The sequence below is a fragment of the Amycolatopsis sp. NPDC003676 genome (assembly GCF_053587275.1).
Window position 1 is genome coordinate 60075 of the sequence record NZ_JBSFNS010000036.1, and the last position, 17083, is coordinate 77157.

The 17083-nt window shown below is 68.6% G+C and carries 17 protein-coding genes and 1 pseudogene; 11 read left to right on the plus strand and 7 right to left on the minus strand.

What is annotated here, in order from left to right:
* Positions 1-6: 6 nt before the first annotated feature.
* Together ACWDNU_RS22035 and ACWDNU_RS22040 are read right to left on the minus strand one after the other, a co-directional pair.
* Entirely contained in the window at positions 7-1458 is a 1452-nt protein-coding gene (locus ACWDNU_RS22035; protein WP_449670279.1) for a PH domain-containing protein, read from the minus strand.
* A gap of 74 nt (positions 1459-1532) precedes the next feature.
* Entirely contained in the window at positions 1533-2045 is a 513-nt protein-coding gene (locus tag ACWDNU_RS22040; RefSeq protein WP_449670266.1) for a PH domain-containing protein, read from the minus strand.
* Positions 2046-2219: 174 nt separating this feature from the next.
* Between ACWDNU_RS22040 and ACWDNU_RS22045 the strand changes: the two genes are divergently transcribed.
* The gene (locus ACWDNU_RS22045) at positions 2220-3134 is read left to right on the plus strand and encodes a proteasome assembly chaperone family protein (RefSeq protein WP_370934406.1); all 915 of its coding nucleotides are present in this window, start codon (positions 2220-2222) and stop codon (positions 3132-3134) included.
* Positions 3135-3330: 196 nt separating this feature from the next.
* On the opposite strand, the gene ACWDNU_RS22050 is transcribed toward ACWDNU_RS22045, so the two are convergent.
* Positions 3331-3750, minus strand: a complete 420-nt coding sequence (locus ACWDNU_RS22050) for a MarR family winged helix-turn-helix transcriptional regulator (protein WP_449670267.1) — start codon at positions 3748-3750, stop codon at positions 3331-3333.
* A gap of 71 nt (positions 3751-3821) precedes the next feature.
* Positions 3822-3980, minus strand: coding sequence for a hypothetical protein (locus tag ACWDNU_RS22055; protein WP_449670268.1), 159 nt, complete (start codon positions 3978-3980; stop codon positions 3822-3824).
* Between ACWDNU_RS22055 and ACWDNU_RS22060 the strand changes: the two are divergent.
* Together ACWDNU_RS22060 and ACWDNU_RS22065 are read left to right on the plus strand one after the other, a co-directional pair.
* Positions 3927-4157, plus strand: a pseudogene (locus tag ACWDNU_RS22060) (PaaI family thioesterase); the annotation flags it as partial. The gene ACWDNU_RS22055 and the pseudogene ACWDNU_RS22060 sit on opposite strands and share 54 nt — an antisense overlap.
* 142 nt (positions 4158-4299) lie before the next feature.
* Positions 4300-5169, plus strand: a complete 870-nt coding sequence (locus tag ACWDNU_RS22065) for a class I SAM-dependent methyltransferase (RefSeq protein ID WP_370934409.1) — start codon at positions 4300-4302, stop codon at positions 5167-5169.
* On the opposite strand, the gene ACWDNU_RS22070 is transcribed toward ACWDNU_RS22065, so the two are convergent.
* A complete protein-coding gene (locus tag ACWDNU_RS22070; protein ID WP_449670280.1) occupies positions 5159-6097 on the minus strand; it encodes an MCE family protein in 939 nt (312 codons plus the stop codon). The genes ACWDNU_RS22065 and ACWDNU_RS22070 overlap by 11 nt on opposite strands.
* A gap of 312 nt (positions 6098-6409) precedes the next feature.
* Here ACWDNU_RS22070 and ACWDNU_RS22075 point away from each other — a divergent pair, with 312 nt between their 5' ends.
* Both ACWDNU_RS22075 and ACWDNU_RS22080 read left to right on the plus strand, forming a co-directional pair.
* Positions 6410-6604, plus strand: coding sequence for a hypothetical protein (locus ACWDNU_RS22075; protein WP_043832747.1), 195 nt, complete (start codon positions 6410-6412; stop codon positions 6602-6604).
* A gap of 1360 nt (positions 6605-7964) precedes the next feature.
* Complete coding sequence (locus ACWDNU_RS22080; RefSeq protein ID WP_370934410.1) at positions 7965-8420, plus strand: hypothetical protein; 456 nt, start codon at positions 7965-7967, stop codon at positions 8418-8420.
* A 10-nt stretch (positions 8421-8430) separates the two neighbouring features.
* On the opposite strand, the gene ACWDNU_RS22085 is transcribed toward ACWDNU_RS22080, so the two are convergent.
* Positions 8431-9483: a reverse transcriptase family protein gene (locus tag ACWDNU_RS22085; protein WP_449670269.1), complete on the minus strand. Its 1053-nt coding sequence runs from the start codon at positions 9481-9483 to the stop codon at positions 8431-8433.
* 229 nt (positions 9484-9712) lie between these two features.
* Between ACWDNU_RS22085 and ACWDNU_RS22090 the strand changes: the two genes are divergently transcribed.
* Positions 9713-10177 (plus strand): MarR family winged helix-turn-helix transcriptional regulator, encoded by a 465-nt coding sequence (locus ACWDNU_RS22090; RefSeq protein WP_449670270.1) that lies wholly within the window; start codon positions 9713-9715, stop codon positions 10175-10177.
* Positions 10174-11772, plus strand: a complete 1599-nt coding sequence (locus tag ACWDNU_RS22095) for a chloride channel protein (protein ID WP_449670271.1) — start codon at positions 10174-10176, stop codon at positions 11770-11772. Before ACWDNU_RS22090 ends, ACWDNU_RS22095 begins: the two co-directional genes overlap by 4 nt.
* Here the strand turns inward: ACWDNU_RS22095 and ACWDNU_RS22100 are convergent.
* Positions 11762-13090 (minus strand): class I adenylate-forming enzyme family protein, encoded by a 1329-nt coding sequence (locus ACWDNU_RS22100; protein ID WP_449670272.1) that lies wholly within the window; start codon positions 13088-13090, stop codon positions 11762-11764. The genes ACWDNU_RS22095 and ACWDNU_RS22100 overlap by 11 nt on opposite strands.
* Before the next feature lie 58 nt (positions 13091-13148).
* Here ACWDNU_RS22100 and wzm point away from each other — a divergent pair, with 58 nt between their 5' ends.
* From wzm to ACWDNU_RS22120, 4 genes are all read left to right on the plus strand, one after another.
* Positions 13149-14057: a galactan export ABC transporter permease subunit Wzm/RfbD gene (gene wzm, locus ACWDNU_RS22105; RefSeq protein WP_370934415.1), complete on the plus strand. Its 909-nt coding sequence runs from the start codon at positions 13149-13151 to the stop codon at positions 14055-14057.
* A gap of 89 nt (positions 14058-14146) precedes the next feature.
* Positions 14147-15226: a glycoside hydrolase family 3 N-terminal domain-containing protein gene (locus ACWDNU_RS22110; RefSeq protein ID WP_449670273.1), complete on the plus strand. Its 1080-nt coding sequence runs from the start codon at positions 14147-14149 to the stop codon at positions 15224-15226.
* A gap of 564 nt (positions 15227-15790) precedes the next feature.
* Positions 15791-16093, plus strand: a complete 303-nt coding sequence (locus ACWDNU_RS22115) for a hypothetical protein (protein ID WP_449670274.1) — start codon at positions 15791-15793, stop codon at positions 16091-16093.
* 216 nt (positions 16094-16309) lie between these two features.
* Positions 16310-16819 carry an isochorismatase family protein gene (locus ACWDNU_RS22120; protein ID WP_449670275.1) on the plus strand — a complete coding sequence of 170 codons (510 nt, stop codon included), beginning with the start codon at positions 16310-16312 and terminating at the stop codon, positions 16817-16819.
* Positions 16820-17083: the final 264 nt, after the last annotated feature.

Consider the following 17083-nt stretch of genomic DNA (forward strand, 5'->3'; position numbering starts at 1 on the left):
CACAGGTCACGGTTTTTCCGCCCCGGCGAGGAACGGTGTCAGCAATCCGGGCAAGGCGGTGTCGGCGAGCGCGAGCCCAGTGCTCTCCTCGACGTCCAGCACGCGGTAGTGCCCGCGTCCGGCGGCGACCGGCGCGATGACGGTCACGAGCCCGGCCCTCCGCTGGAACAGCGACCGCTGCACGACGATGCCGGTGAGCCGGTCGCTCCGGACCGCGACCGTCGCTCTGGCCAGCGACCCGGAACGGGTCACCAGGAACCGGCCGGTGATGGCGTGGCCGAGCGCGCGGTACCGGTCGAACCCGACCAGCACGGCGAACGGCAGCAGCACGAGTGCGGCTTGCCACGGCCATTCCGGCAGTACGTCGAGCCGGGCCAGCGCGAACAACGCGGCCGACAGCGCCAGCACGGCGAAGACGGCGCGGGTGATCCGGCGGGTCAGCGCGCGCCGGGTATGCCGCACGAGGGGGACCTTCGCGAAGTCCTCGCCGAGCACCTCGCTCGCGATCTCCCTGGCCTTCGCGGCCGGAGCGGGCGGCAGCAGCAGGCCGCCGCCGCGGTCCGCGCCCTTGCCCTCGCGCAGTCCGGCCGCGACCGCGACGCACTTCGCGCCGCCGACCATCCGCAGCGGCAACGGTTCCTTGATCTCGACGCCGCGCAACCGGTCTTCCTCGATCGACACCGACCGCGTCGTGACCAGCCCGCGCCGGATGTGCAGCGTGCCGCCCGGTTCGCGAGTGAGCCGGAAGTTCCAGAACGACAACACATATCCGCCGACGGACAGCACTGCCACCACTACGAACAGTCCGGCCGCCGCCAGCACCACGGTGAGCCACACCGGTTGTTCGAGCGCGCGGGCGGTGAGGTCGCGAAGCGGCCCGAAACTCGTCGGATCGAAGTGCAGTTCGTGCGCGAAGTGATAGACGGTGCCGAGAATCGCCGCGACCACGGCGAGCCCGGACAGCGTGAACGGCGCGTACCGCACCCAGCGCTTGTCGACCTCGGCGACGAGCGACTCCGGCGGTTGCGGTGCCTCGGCTTCGGCCGGTTTCCGGTGCAGCAACAGGGTCCGCAGCCGCTGGGCTTCGGCGCGGGTGACCGCGTCGAGCACCAGCTGGTCCTTGCCCGGTCCCTTTCCGTGCTCGTGCCGTCCGGTACCGATTCTTACCGCGGAAAGCGAGAAAAGCCGATGTTTCGGTTCCGAAACCACGTCTACGGTACGGATTCGATCGCGCGGAATCGCACGTTGCTTGCGCAGCAGCAATCCGGTGTGCCATTCGATCTGGGTCGCGGTGACGCGATAGCGCGAGGTGAGGCAGTGCGAAATGCCGGTGCCGATCGTCACCGCGGTGGCGGCGAGACCGATCCACTGCCAGTCATTCCCGTGGCCGAGCAGCAGTGCGCCAACGAGTACCGGAAGGGACTTGACCAGGTCGAGAAACGGGCGGATCAACAACATCCGGCGATCGAGGCGATGCCAGGGCGCGTCGCCGGTGCCCTCGGCGGCGACCGGAGCCGACGGTGCGGTGGCGTTCACGTCGCGTCCCCGCGCGCGGCCTGGGTGGTGCGGGTCAGCTCGTCGGCGAGCGCGACAGCGACCTCGCGGTCGAGCCCGGAGATGCGCAGCGGCCCGGCGGCCGACGCGGTCGTGACGGTGAGCCGGGCCAGCCCGAACAGCTGCTCCAGCGGGCCGCGTTCGACGTCGACCGTCTGGATCCGCGAGATCGGCGCGATCCGCCACTCCTGCTTCAGCCAGCCGGACTGGGTGTAGACCGCTTCACCGGTGACTTCCCAGCGGTGCACGCGGTAGCGCCACTGCGGCATGACCAGCAAGTGCAGCGGGGCGAGCACGCAGGAGAGCACAAGCGTCACCGGGAGCCACGACGGCGGGTCGTCCGCGGTCGCGACCACCACCGCCTGCACGGCGAGCACGACCAGCCAGCCTGCCCCGGCCGACGCCGCCCAATGGCCGATCGCCCGGCGGCTCACCCGGTGTTCGGGCGGGCGCAGCCGCAGTTGCAGAGTGGTGGATTCCTCGGTGTTCACCTGCTCAGAGTGCCCGACCGGACGCGCCGATGCCCACGACAAGTGTCACGATGCCCCGATCCGGGTGGCCATTGAGTGCGGGGCGTTACTATTTTCGCCGCGCGCGGGATGGATTCGCGGCCGGAGCGCGTTGTCTTGGGGTACGTCCGTGCAAGCGAGCAGCAGGAGGATCCGGTGGGACTCGATCCCGAGGAACTGTACGAGGTGGACTCGGACGTCCCTGACCTGGACGGAGCCGTGCTCCTGCACTTCTTCGAGGGTTTCATGGACGCGGGCTCGGCCGGGCAGCTGGTCACCGACCACCTCGCCGGCGAGGTCGAGAACCGCGTCATCGCGCGCTTCGACGTCGACCGGCTCATCGACTACCGGTCGCGCCGCCCGACGATGATCTACGCGGTCGACCACTGGGAGGAATACGAGGCCCCCGAACTGGTCGTGCGCCTGCTGCACGACGACGACGGGATTCCGTTCCTGCTGCTGTCCGGCCCGGAGCCGGACCGCGAATGGGAGCTGTTCGCGGCCGCCGTGCGGCAGCTGGTGGAGCGCTGGGGCGTGCGGCTGACCGTGGGCTACCACGGGATTCCGATGGGAGCCCCGCACACGCGCCCGCTCGGCGTCACCGCGCACGCGACCCGCGAACACCTGGTCGGCGAGCACCAGCCGCTGCCCAACCGCATGCAGGTCCCGGGCAGCATCGCCGCGCTGCTGGAGTACCGCTTCGGCGAATGGGGCCACGACGCGATGGGCTTCGCCGCGCACGTGCCGCATTACCTGGCGCAGTCGACCTACCCGGCCGCCGCGCTGACGATCCTCGAGTCCGTCGGCAAGGCCACCGGTCTGCGCCTTCCCGACGGCGAACTGCGCACCGCGGCCGAGGTGGCCAAGGCGGAAATCGACCGCCAGGTCGCGGAATCCGACGAATCCGCCGACGTGGTGCGCGCGCTGGAGCGTCAGTACGACACGTTCACCGAAGCGTCCGGGCACAGCCTGCTCGCCGAATCGCAGGAACACATGCCGACGGCGGACGAACTGGGCTCGCAGTTCGAACGGTTCCTCGCGGAACAGGGCGGGGACGGCTCCGAACGCTGAGCCGAGAGGTAAGCGACGCCTGCGGATCGGACCGTCTGCCAGGCCCACCAGAGCCGGGCTGTCATGATCGCCACGCCGGACATGGTGCGGCCCGCACGTTGCCAGGAGGCGGCGGGGGCGGGTTTGGTGGGTGACATCTCGGTTCAGGCTAGCCGGTGCGGTTCCCGCGGTGACCGGGAGCGCCGCGGTTCAGGGGTCAGCCCGGCCACCCCGCCAAATGCCGCAGCGCGTCGCTGGTCGACCCGAACGCGTCCCCGAGCAGCGCGCGCAGTTCGCCGTTGAACGACTCGATCACCGGCCGCAGCCGGGCCAGCGTCGCGGTTCCCTCGGCGGTGAGGTCCAGCACCAGCGCCCGGTGCTGCCGCGGATGCGGCTGCCGGACGATCAGCCCGGCGTCGATCAGCCGTCCGGTCATCGCGGTGATCGCGGATTCGCGCTGGCCCAGCTCGGCGGCCAGTTCCCGCTGGGTGAGCCCAGGCTGATCGTGCACCGCGAGCAGCGCGCCGAGCTGCGCGGTCGTCACGCCGCCCGCGGCGAGGCAGCGCCGGTCGCCCTCGACGCGCAGCCGGTGCGCCGCGCTCTGCAGCAAGAAGAAAAGACGTTCGTCGGCGGCCATGCGGGGATCTTGACAGTGATCTCTCCTCGCCGCCATCCTCACTTCACTACTGAAGTACTTCACTACTGAAGTTAGGACCGGGAATGGACTTGGACTTCGCGCGCGCCGGACTCGCCGCACAACCGTTCAGCGTCCTGCTCGGCGCGCGAGTCGAGGAGTTCGGCGACGGCCGCGCGGTGCTGGAGCTGGATGTCCGCGACGACCTCCGGCAGCAGAACGGGTACCTCCACGGCGGCGTCCTCGCCTACGCCGCGGACAACGCGCTCACCTTCGCGGCCGGAACGGTGCTCGGCCCGCAGCTGCTCACGAGCGGCTTCTCCATCGACTACCTCGTCCCTGCCGACGGCGTGCTGCTGCGCGCGGAAGCAACGGTCGTCCAAGCGAGTCGTTCGCGAGCCACCTGCCGCTGCGATCTGTACACAGTGGACAGAGAAGGAAAGTCGACGCTGTGTGCGGCCGCGCAGGGATCCGCGGTGGTCCGACGGTCGGCTACTCCCGGGTTAACCAGGCAGTTCGGGGCGGCGTCCGGTTGTCGGCTATCGTCCCGGAATGAACCAGGAAAGCCAAGATCGGCTGACGACAAGGACTTTGGGCCCTGCGCTGCGCCGGAAGGCCGGCCTGGTGCTGCGCCGGGCCGCCGCCCGGCTGCACGATCCGCACACCGACCAGCTCGCCGAACTGCGCGCGGAACTGGAGCGGACGCGCGAAGAACTGCGCTCCGAGGTCGTCCGGCAGGGGGATCGGCTGCTGGACCGCGTGGTCGAGTTCGAAATCCGCAGCCGTCGCGACATCGTGTACGCCGGCGACCAGGACGCGGCGCTGGAGAGCAACGTCTTCGCGCGCGAAAGCCTGGTCGGCGCGCAGCATTTCGGCAGTCCCAAGGAAACGCTGCAGTACGCGCTTTCCCTCGCGCCCACCGGCGGGATGGCGCTGGAGTTCGGGGTCGCGTCCGGCAACACGCTGCGCACCATCACGGCCGCGCGCAACGCGACCGAGGTGTACGGCTTCGATTCGTTCGACGGCCTGCCCGAGGCGTGGCTCAACGGCATGCCCGCTGGTGCCTTCGCCCGCGACGACCTGCCGGACGTGCCGGGAGCCGAACTGGTCGTCGGCCTGTTCTCCGACAGCCTGCCCGGATTCCTGGAGAAGCACCCCGGTCCGGTCGATTTCCTGCACGTCGACGGCGATCTCTACAGCTCCGCGAAGACCGTGCTGGACAACGTCGGCCCGCGGCTGCGCGTCGGCAGCATCGTGCACTTCGACGAGTTCTTCAACTTCCCCGGCTGGAAGCGGCACGAGTACCGGGCGTGGACCGAGCACGTCGAGAAGACCGGTGTCGAGTTCACTTACGAGGCCTACACATACAACGACAACCAGGTCACCGTGCGCATCACCGGCGGTCCCGGGCTCATGGACTGAAGCAGCCGTGTTCGTTCAGCGGTCCGATCGCGGGAAGGATCAGGCCGCACAGGTAGCCGTCGATCCACCGGCCGTTTCCGGTGAGATTCGCGGCGAACCGGACGAGCGGGGCCAGTTTCCGGATTCCTTCGGCGAGTGCCGCGCGGTTTCGTTCGAGCAGCGCGGTGAGCCGGTCGAGCTGGGTGAGCACCGGGCCGAGCTCGCGATCGTTGTCGGCGACAAGCCCGGATACCTCGACGCCCAGCTGACGGGCTCCGCTGAGCAGCGCCTGAATGGCCGACTCGCGTTTGCTCACCTCGTCCAGCAGCTGGTTGCCATCGGTGAGAAGCCGGGTCAGCTGAGCGTCGCGGTCGGCGAGCGTGGCGGAAATCGTGCGCGCTTGCGTTAAAAGGTGAGCCAGTTTCGCGTCGCGGGTCGAAAGGGAGTCGGACAGCCGCGAAAGCCCGGTCAGCGTCGCGCGGACGTCGGCGGGCGTGTGCGCGAAGGTCTCGGAAATAGCCTGGAAGCTGCGCGAGAGTTGGTCGGTGTCGATGTCGTCGACGGTCGTGGCCAACTGCCGGAACGCGGGCAACACGTCATACGGAACCGTGGTCCGGTCGCGCGGAATCGGCGTATCCGGATCGAGCGACCCGGCCCCGACCGGGTCCAGCGCGAGATACTTCTGCCCGAGCACCGTTTTGATCCGGATCGCGGCCGATGTCCGGTCGCCGAGCCACGCGCCGGATACCCGGAACGACACCCGGACGGACGCACCGTCGAGGGAAACCTCAGACACCCGGCCGATTTTCACCCCGGCGATCCGGACGTCGTTGCCGGTAGCGAGCCCAGCGGCTTCGCTGAACTCGGCGGCATACGCGGTGCCGTCGCCGATGATCGGCAGATCCGGTGCTCGAAGCGCGGTGAGGACGCCGAGGACGAGCACAGTCATCCCGACGAGAGCGGTGCGCAGGGGGCGCCGGTCGGGATGCACAGCGTGGATAGTGGCTCGCCCAGCCGGGTGAGGCCACCCATGCCACTCGAATGGGCGCTTTTGCCTTGTGTCCACTTAGGACTATTCGCGCTCGTGCCCTGCGCACGCCCCCTTTTTTATTGCCGCACCGGCCGCTCCCGTCGTGTGCCATCCTGGCCTGACCGGCCGACGTGACCGGAGTCATCGGAACATCCGGTGCGGTTCGGCCGTTGAAGGGGTGTGCAGCGAGCGCGGAAAACCCGCGCCGACGCCGATCGGGGAGGAGCCACCATGCGAGACCTGACCACCGGATTGCACCCGGCGCCAGACCTCGTGGACGACACGGACGCGACCCGGCAGGAGGAACGCCGCCGCAAGGCAGCGCTGGCCGTCGCGTCCAGGGCCAAGGACGCGCAGGAATGCGCCCTGCTGCTGGACATGCTGGGGCTCCACGCCCCCGGCGGCAGCCGGACCGAGGTCGCCTGAAGCACTTCGGTTCCCGTTCCGCGGGCCCAAAGGGTGTCGCGGGGTTGTTTCGAGGTGCTTTGAGGAGTTCGGGGACGAACACGCCGTGACCGGTGTGCGGACCGGTCACGGGTTCTGTCAGCCTGACCCTGGGGAGGGCCAGGCTGACCGCGGCTGAACGACAACGAGTTGAACGGCTCGGCGGCAGCCGGGCCGTGTGGCCTGTGGCGAGGGGTTTCGGCTCCGGCGGACTGGGGAAGCCCCGGCGGGGCAGCCGGATAGACCGGAGAACCTGACGGGCGGCCGCGTGGGTTCGGTGTGCGGTGAAGGAGTTTCGGCTCTGGCGGGCGGGGAGTTCCCCGGCGTGGGGCAGAAACGATCTCGCGGCGGAGGGGATGCCGGGCTCGCCCGGGCAGTGAGTTGGCCAATTACGGCCGGGCACGAGTAGTCACGGCCAGGTTCGCCCGATCACCGTTAAGCCCGGTCGAGCCGGGCCGGGCATCGCCGGGCATCGCCGGGGCGTGGCCGATCACCGTCGATTCCGGCCGAGCGTGGTCGAGTCGGGCCAGGTGCCGCCTGGGCGAGGCGGGCTCTGTGCGCCTGCGAAAGTCCATGAGGGGAAACCTGAGGAACTCTGATTCCCTCAGGGTTCCCCTCGCGGACCGCGGCATCGTGCGCCCGGGCCGGTCGGGTGGCGCGAGAAGCGCCGTGCGCTGCTGAGAAAACCTCAGTCGGATTTCTTCGCTGCCGAGCCGAGTCCCGACCTTGCCCGCAGCTGGAGTCCTGACCTCGCTGCCGAGCCGAACCCGCAGGAGTCAGCGGCCGCCCCGAAAAGAGAGCCGATCCGCCCTTCGATCGCCGCGCTCACCTCAGAGCAGCCTGCCCACCCCGCTCCCACGCGCCCGATTGGGCCGAACGGGTGAAATCATCACCGGAAATCACACTCAAATTCCTCCCGCCCCAAGGTCGCCGGAGCCCGAGCCGCCCGGAGGCCTGCTCCGTTTGAGCGGAAACAACCCTTGGCATGAAAGCGATTCGCGACCGCCGCGCCTCTCCGCGCACGGAGTGTCCACTCGGGTCACTCGCCTCAAGATGCGGATTCCGCAGCCACTCGCCCGATTCACGTCGGCAATCCAACCTATCCCCGGGAACCGATACGGAAACCGACCCGCCCCGAGAACCCGCGCGAACCGCACCGAGACCCCCGATTTCAAAGGAACAACAAAGAATTCCCGAGCTTGCGCGGTCGGGTACTGTCGATGCCCCTGGGTGATATTTTGCTCCGAACGGCCGAGTGCCGCCGACGTATCTGTCACTCTGGTGGAGCATCCTGTACCGGGAAGCGGCCTGGGTCGGGACCGGGCGCAGGGGAGGAAACGCTGTGCAGTACCTGCGGGAAGACGAATATCTCACTCGTCAGCAGCGAGCGCTGGCGGAAATGGTGCGCCGGGGACGGCGGAAGCGCAGTTTTCAGTTGGCGGAACATCTGGCGGCGGAGGGCGGGGTGCATCGGTCGGATGTCCTCGCCGTGACCGCGCTTTTCCTTGCCTGCCAGGCGTTTCGGCGGGGCGACGCGGCAGGCGTGCAACGATTTTCCAGTGCGTTTCGCAGTTGTGAGCGAAGCAGCGTGGATCTTGCTCGGCAGCTCATGCGTTTGGAAGCGGGCCGGGAACAGGGGTGGCTTCCGCGGGTGCATTATGACGAGCTTTTTTCCTACGCTTGGCGAGAAAACCGGCCGGACATTCTGGTCAAAGCCTCGTTGATTCAGCCGAGGGATGTTCCGGCGGCCGGATGGTGGGCCGAGATGGAGCGGAATCTCAGCCTGTTATCGGTCTGAACCACCGCGTTCACGACCAGTCGATCCGGGCGAACAGGCCGCGCAATTTCGCGCCGCGAGTGTCGTTCGTGGCGCTGATCCACGCGATCCGGCCCAGCAGGTGCGCGCGGAAATCCGGATGCCCGGCACGGTTCTGCGGAGCTGGGCCGGTCTGGACGCAGTTGTGCAGCACCGCCCGCAGCTCGTCGTATTCAGAGCGGGCGACGGCAGGCGCGGCGTTCACCACCAGGCCCGCGACGCGTTGCTGCCGGTAGGCCGGTTTCACTGACGTCTTGTCGTCGCGCAGACGGAAGCCCTCGTCAGTGACGATCCTCCGGACGCCGGGCAACAGGCGATGCAGCGGCAGGCTCGCGTCGCCGGAGAAGGCGAGGTCGTCGGCGTAGCGGGTGTAGTTCGCGCCCAGCACGGCGGCGAGTCCGGAAAGTCGCCGGTCCAAGCGATGGGTAACCGCGTTCGCTACCGACGGCGACGACGGAGCGCCTTGCGGGAGATGTGTGCCGGCGAGGTGGCTCAGCATCCTCGACCGGACGGGCGCGGAACGCAGGACGTCGACCGGCGTGCGGGTGGTGAGGATTCCGGCGACCGCGGCGGCGACGGCTGGCGGATACCCGGCGAGATCAAGCAGCGACCGCACGCGGGACGCGGGGACCGTCGGGAAGAAGCCGGCCAGATCGAGCCGCACCACCAGGTCCTGTCCGGCATGCGGGCGGGCGCAGGTGTGAATCGAGCGGCCGCGACGGAAACCGTGCGCGGCCTCGTGGACCGGCAGCGCGTCGAGCACGTGCCTGCGGACGCGGCGCTGCACCTCGGCCAGCCGGGGCTTCGGTCGTTCGATCAGCCGCGCGCCGCCGGTGGCCGTCGGGATCCAGCGGTAGCTGTAATGCCGCAACACCGGCCGGGACCGCCGGTGCCAGCCGCGTTCGTCGGCGAACCACGCCAGTTCGCCGACGGTGAGGTCGAGGGCGGCGGCGCATTCGTCGAACGTCGTCCACCGGGCGACCGGCCAGCGCCACACCGGCAGCGGTTCGAGGAGCGACGCGGAGGCGACTCGTTCTCCGTTCATCCGCGCTGTCTCGCACGCGGAGCGTGCCGCCGCTGCGCGGGGCGCTGTGGGTACGTGTCGTGCTGCTCCCCGGGGTTGCCCCGGAGTGGGTGGGTCTCCACCGGCTCACCTCCGCGTCGCTCAACCGCCACCCTAGCCAAGATCACCGACAAAACGGGCGGCCGGGAGAAGGCCCCCGTGACCGAGCACACCCTTGACCCAGAGCCTTGTCTATAGCAACTTTTGCACTATGCAAGGTTTGCCGGACGAAGCGGCCGATCTCGAGCGGCTGACTCGCGTGCTCGTGGCCGTGGCCTGGGACAGCGCGCACGCCGCCCCGCGCGGCGTCACCTTCCCGCAGGTGCGATTGCTCGTGGTGCTCGACAGCCTGGGACGCGTGCCGTGCTCGCGGCTCGCCGAGGCGATGGGCGTCAACGCCTCGTCGGTCACGCGGCTGGCCGACAAGCTCGAAGCGCACGGGTACGTCGTGCGCGGCGAGGACGAGCACCGCCGCACGGTGGTGACGATCGAGGTCACCGCTGCCGGGCGCGAGGTCGTCGCGGGTGTCGTGGATCGACGCCACCGCGCGCTGTCCGAGCTGCTGGCGGAGGTGCCCGCCCAGCGGAGCCAGGCGGTCTCGACGGCGGTTCGCGACCTGGTCGCGGCGGCGGAATCGGCACCCGGTGTGCCCACGGCCGGGCCGGGCCGGCTGTGAAGATCCCGGCGCGGGCCGCGCACCTCGGCGACTTCGCAGTCAATCCGCGGATGCTGCTGATCACCGCGATCGCGCTGCCGGTGGGCGGCGCGGCGGCGGTGGCGGCGTTCGCGCTGCTCAAGCTCATCGGCTTGATCACCAACCTGGTCTTCTACCAACGCGTCGCCACGGATCTCGTCGCGCCGGGCGCGCAGCACCATCCGTGGTGGCTCGTGCTGCTCGCACCGGTTGTCGGCGGGCTCGTGATCGGGCTGATGGCGCGCTACGGCTCGGAGAAGATCCGCGGCCACGGCATGCCGGAGGCGATCGAAGCGATCCTCACCGGCGGCAGCCGAGTGGCCCCGCGCGTCGCGGTGCTGAAGCCGGTTTCGGCGGCGGTCAGCATCGGCACCGGCGGCCCGTTCGGCGCCGAGGGGCCGATCATCATGACCGGCGGCGCGGTCGGTTCGATCCTCGCGCAGCTGCTAAAACTCTCCGCGGACGAACGCAAGACGCTGCTCGTCGCCGGTGCCGCGGGCGGGATGGCGGCGACGTTCAACGCGCCGCTCGCGTCGGTCCTGCTGGCGGTCGAGTTGCTGCTCTTCGAATGGCGTCCGCGCAGCCTCGTGCCAGTGGCGGCCGCGGTCTCGGTCGCGACGGTGTGCCGCGGTTTCCTGCTCGGCACCGGACCGGTTTTCGGGGTCCCGTTCACCGGGTCCAACCCTGGCCCGGCCGCCGATGGTCTCGCGCTCATCCCCGGCCTCACCGGCGGATTGCTGGCGATCGGCGCGACTGCGCTCGTGTACTTTGCCGAGGATCTTTTCGCGCGGCTGCCCGTGCATTGGATGTGGTGGCCCGCGATCGGCGGCCTCGTGATCGGCATCGGCGGCCTGATCGAACCGCACGCGCTCGGCGTCGGCTACGACGTGATCGACACGCTGCTCACCGGGCATGCGACCGCGTCGCTGATCGTCGGAATCCTGGTCGTGAAGACGCTGATTTGGGCGCTGTCACTGGGATCCGGTACTTCTGGCGGCGTGCTGGCGCCAGTGTTCATGATCGGTGCCGCGCTGGGAGCCGCGGAAGGCGGTTTGCTGCCCCATGTCGCGCCCGGATTCTGGGCGACGTGCGGGCTGGCCGCGGTGGTCGGCGGCGTGATGCGATCGCCGTTCACCGGCATTGTGTTCACTTTGGAGCTGACTCACGCGTGGAGCTATTTGCTGCCGCTCGTCGTCGCGTCGTTCTCGGCGTACGCGCTATCGGTGTTGCTGCTCAAGCGTTCTGTGCTCACGGAGAAGATCGCGCGCCGACGCCTGCATCTCACTCGCGAGTACACGACTGATCCACTTGAGACGTTCTTCGTCCATGAAGTGATGACGCACCAACCGGATGTGCAGATGCCGGCGGATGTCGTTGTATTCGCTGACGACACTTTGCGTGACGTGGCGAACGAACTGGCGCTCGGACACACGACGCAGGCGTTGGTGGTCGATCGGCATGACCCCTCGCGGGTGCTCGGCAAGGTGACGTTGGCGCAGTTGCTGCACGCGCGACGGCGAGACCTGCACGAGGAGCATCATCGGGAACGGCTGCTGGGTCCGTCGGTCAGCGCTTGAGCCGTTGTTTGTCCACTTTGCCCACTGGGGTCAGCGGCAGCTCATCCCGGAACTCCACAGTGGACGGTACGAAGTGCTCGCCGCCCAGTTCTTCGCGGACCTGGTCGCGTAGTTCGTCAGCGGTTGTGTTGTCGGCGACCACCACTGCGTGCAGAAGGGTTCCGTCCGGCCCGGGCGCTGGGACGACTGCGGCGGCTTTCACCTTGGGATGGCTGAGGAGGGCATGCTCCACTGTGGTCGAAGAGACCTTCGTGCCGTGCTCGCCGGTGACGATGACGTCGTCGATCCGGTCCTCTAGATAGAGGTAACCGTCTTCGTCGAAGCGGCCGAGGTCGCCGGTGCGCAGCCAGCCGTCGCCGATCGGCGGCTGCCCGTGATAGCCGTCCATTATGGACAGTCCGCGGACGAGTACCTCGCCGTTCTCGGTCCGGGCTTCCATGCCGGGCACGATGCGGCCGACGGAGCCGAGAAGTTCCGGCCGGGCAAGGACTTCGTCCGCGGAGATGCTGGCGATCATCGGTGCTTCGGTGAGGCCGTAACCCTGTCCGACGACCGGGCCGAACACCTTGAGCGACTCGGCTAGCCTCCGGGGCGGCAACGGCGCGGCTCCGAGGGAGAGTTGCTGCACGCTTGATACGTCCGTTGTGGACATATCAGGATGGTCGAGCACTGCGGCAAGTCGAGGCGGGGTAAGAGAAAGCGTCGTGATGCGGTGACGCTCCACATCGGCCAGCAGCTTCTCTGCGGTGAACTCCCGATGCAGCACAACGGTGTTGCCGCAGCAGAGTGCACCGAGAACGGCGGCGTTGCCAGTCATATGCGTGAGTGGCGCGGTCACGAGGGCGGTTTTGGTGCCGTCCGGTTGGAAGATGTGCGCCACGCCGTCGTAGATTCCGCTGTGCCGGATCAGTTTCGGGGTTCCAGTGGTGTCGCCGCTGGGAAAAATCGCCGTGACGCGATTCGGCAGTGTATCCGGAGTGGACGGACGCGCGGTGGCGAGCGTGTCGAGTTCGGCGTCAGTCAGCAAAGTCGCCCCGGTGGCCGCCAGCGTCGCCGCCCGCGCCGGACGGCTCGCGGACGCGGCGATCAGCACGACTTCCAGCCCTCGCAACTGCGCGGCAAGCTGGGCCAGCACCACTTCCGGCCGGTTGGCGGCGTCGATCGCCACCATGCCGCGCATCTCGGCGAGGCCACTGTACAGCCGCGACAGCAGCTCGGACGCCGCCCGGTACGTCATCATGGTGTCGTCGTGGTGGAACAGCACGGTGTCGCCGCCATCGCGGAGTGCGGAAAGGACGCGGGACAGGAAAAAGCTCACGCGGCACACCGTAGTCGCGTGTTGGCCGAGAAGTGCGATCGCGGCTAGATTCGCTGTCATGACCGCTCCGCCCGCGATCGACGCGGACCCGAGAAGCTGGCGTCGCGCCCTTGCCGACCTGCAGGCCGGACTGCGTGCCCGGGAACTGTGGGCGTTGCTCGCCTGGCAGGACATCAAGCAGCGCTACCGCCGTTCGTCGCTGGGGCCGTTGTGGATCACCGTCGGGATGGCGGTGACCGCGCTCGCGCTGGGCGTGGTGAACTCGGCGTTGTTCGGCACCTCGATTTCGACGTTGCTGCCGAGCATCACCACCGGGCTCATCCTGTGGAACTTCATGAACGGCTGCATCGTTGAGGGTTCGGAAACGTTCATCGCGAACGAAGGGATGATCAAACAGCTTCCCGCGCCGGTGTCGGTGTACGCGCTGCGCACGGTGTGGCGGCAGGCGTTGTACCTGGCGCACAACCTCGTCGTGTACGTAGTGGTGCTGGCGATTTTCTTCGGGAAGCTCTCGCAGCCGTACCGCTTGGTGGACAAGGCGGGCGCGCTCCTGCACCCCGGGCTCGGCTGGGGAATGCTGCTCGCGGTGCCCGCGCTGGCGCTGGTGTTGCTGAACGGCGCGTGGGTGGTGCTGCTGTTCGGGGTCGTGTCCACGCGGTTCCGCGACATCCCGCCGGTGATCCAGAGCTTCATCACGATGCTCTTCTACGCGACGCCGATCATGTGGTCGATGGACCAGGTGCGCGCGATGAACCAGGGTTCGCACGAAGGTTTTGGTTCTGTCGCGGTGAATTTGCTGCAGCTCAACCCGGTGTACCACTTCGTCGAGCTGGTGCGCGCCCCGCTGGTGGGGCAACAGCAGAGCTGGACGCACTGGCTGGTCGCGGGCGTGGTGACCGTGGTCGGCTGGGCGCTGGCGTTGCTGGTGCTGCGCAACTACCGGGCCCGCGTCGCCTACTGGGTCTGATGTCCACTTAGGACTCCATTGGCCTGCTGAGCACGCCCGTCCTCCGGGGTTTAGCGTGGTCCCACGACCCGCGCGCGAACGGAGGCCACATGAAGCGTCGGAAGGCATTGCTGGCTCTGGGCGTGACGGTGCTCGCGATGAGCACGGTCGCCGCCACTCCCGCCGAACTCACCCCGCGGCAACTGGCCGGACAGCGGGTGATCTACTCCTATCCCGGCCTGACCCCGCCCGACGCTCTGCTGCAACGAATCCGCGCCGGAGAAGCCGCGGGCGTGATCTTCTTCGGCGAGAACATCTCAAGTACTCAGCAGATTACCGGCGTCGTACGACAATTACGGGACGCGAACGCGCAAAGCCCGGTACATCGTCCGTTGCTGCTGATGACCGACCAGGAAGGCGGCAAAGTCCGGCGCTTGCCCGGCGAGCCGGTCCGGTCGGAGAAGCAGGTCGCGTCGGCCGCGAACCCGTCGGCCGCAGCGCAGGCCGCTGGCACCGGTGCGGGCCAGAACCTGGCCGGGGTGGGCATGAACGTGAACCTCGCGCCAGTGCTGGATGTCTACCGCCAACCGGGCAATTTTATCGACAAGTACGGCCGTTCCTATAGCCAGGACCCCCAGGTGGCCGGGGCGCTGGGCCGGGATTTCGTGACCGCGCAGCAGTCCGCCGGAGTCGCCGCGACAGCCAAGCATTTCCCCGGCCTGGGCGCTGTCCCAGCTGGAAGCAACACCGACGTCGGCCCGGTAACGCTGAACGTGCCTTTGCCCGAGTTGCGCGCCAAGGACGAAGCTCCCTACCACCCGGTGGTCGACGCGGGGGTGAAGCTGGTGATGCTCTCGTGGGCCGTGTACCCGGCTCTGGACGCCTCCCGCCCCGCCGGACTCTCGCCGACGGCCGTGCAAGAACTCCGAAACGGCACGAAGTTCGCCGGGGTGACCGTGACGGACGCTTTGGAAGCCGGCGCACTGAAGTCCTATGGCGGGCCGGGCAACCGCGCGGTGCTTGCGGCCAAGGCGGGGATGGATTTGATCCTGGCCTCCGCTCGGGACGTGAGCCAGGGGGATGATGCCGCTTCGTCGCTGGCCGCGGGATTGTCGGACGGGACCCTGCCGAGCGGCGAGTTCAGTGCGGCGGTGGACCGGGTGTCGGCGTTGCGGGATGGGGTGAAGTGACGGCTCTGGTCGTGAGGTTGCCGGTGCTTTGGTGAGGTGGTTGCGGTCCGCGAGCTTTGCCGCCGCGGTGAGCTTCTATCCGACGTGGGCCGAGTTGCTTGCTGCTGAGGCCCACGTGCTCTGCCTCGAGTCATTGCTGCTGGTCTCCCGCGCCGACCGGCAGGACCACGGATCCCGTCCCGGTCTGCTTCGGTGCGCGGCAATGTTCTCAACGTCGGCCTTGGGCGTGCTTTGCCGCAGCACTGGATCCGCTCTCGATCGGCCCCGCCGCGACCGCTCCCGGTGCACTTCGCTGAACGGGCCGCTCTCGATATGTCTCGTCGTCCAGTTCGGCGGCACAGCAGCCAGTCAGCGGTGTCCTTCCTTCGCGCTAAATGCGAACCTGGTCGTCGCGCGGCCCCGGCTGGCGACGTTGTAGCCCGGACCTGCACGGCACCGACCCGCCCTCCGCGATTATCCAGCAAACAACCCCCCGTTCCGGTGACACCCAGCGGTGTGGACATCGCGCTGTCGGCGGGCCGAACGGGCACCCTTGCGTGCGACCCACCCACGACGGGAGGACGAATGCAAGCTTGGTGGCTCCTGGTGGCCGTCGCCGCGGTGTTCGTGGTGCTGGCCGTGGTGTTCCTGCGCCGCGCCGCCTGGCGTCGCTCTGCTGTTCCGCCGCCGAAGCCTCCGTCCGCCTCCCCGCGGGACGACTCGATGCGCCGCTGGGTATCCCCGTCGGACGACGTGCCCCGCCGCGCCCGCCACCGACTGGACGAGGCGCACCCCCTGGCGCGCTACCCGGTCGCCCGGCAACGTCCGATGCCGCACCCGCGACCGTCAGTGCAGGAGGATTCCGCGCGGGAACGGCGAGACTCGTAGTCCAGAGCCGCCGAAGAGTGGATGGCTGCTGAAGAAACGCTGCCAGACACCGGGTCGTCAGGGCACCGCCAGACCGTGGCGGGCAGTCGCCACGCCAGGTACGGGCTCTGCCCCGCCCGGGATGATCCCGACTGCACCGTCATTTGCTCCGTGTTCATCCCTGTGGGCGAACGCCGAACCCCGTTTTTTGTCGGTGCCCGCTGGGATGCTTCCGGCATGGTTCCCGTGCTGCTTCTCATCGACGTCCAGAACAACATGCTTCTCCCGCCCACCCCAGTGCCCGATGCCGACCGAGTCGCCGCCGCGATCTCGCGTGTCCTGGAGCGGGCGAGAGCCGGAGGTGCCCAGGTGGTGCACATCCGGAACAACGGCACCGGCGACGACCCTGACGTGCCGGGTACCTCCGGTTGGGAACTGGTGCACGACGTCCGCCCAGGCGAGCACATAGTCGACAAACAGACACCCGACTCTTTCGCCGATACCCCGTTGGGTTCCCTGCTTCCGGAATCAGCCGCGCTGGTCGTGGCCGGAATGCAGAGCGACTTCTGTGTCCGGGCCACTTCTTTGGCCGCCCTCGAACGCGGTCATGAGGTCACGCTGGTCCAAGACGCCCACGTCACCTACGACGACGAACTCTCCGCCGCGGAGGAGAGCGCCCGGGTGGACGAGGAACTGTCCGCAGCAGGCGTGAAGCTGGTCGGAAGCGAGGAGGTGGTCTTCGCCTGATCCCTGGGTGCCCGTCGCGCCGATGGGCAACTGCCGACTCGCTGTACCTGCGCGGGCCGATCGATTTCATCGCTGAATCGCAGCGAAAACAGGTGTTGGACTGCGTGGTCGAGGCGAGCCAATACTCAGCCCATGACGTCTGCGCCTGGCGACTCTGCCGAGGATCCAGATGCCGGTCACGAACGCCGCGACGTGCGGCGAAGCCGTCACCGGATCCGAGCCGAACGCCCGCACGCCGATACCCGGGTCCTCCGCGGCGAGCGT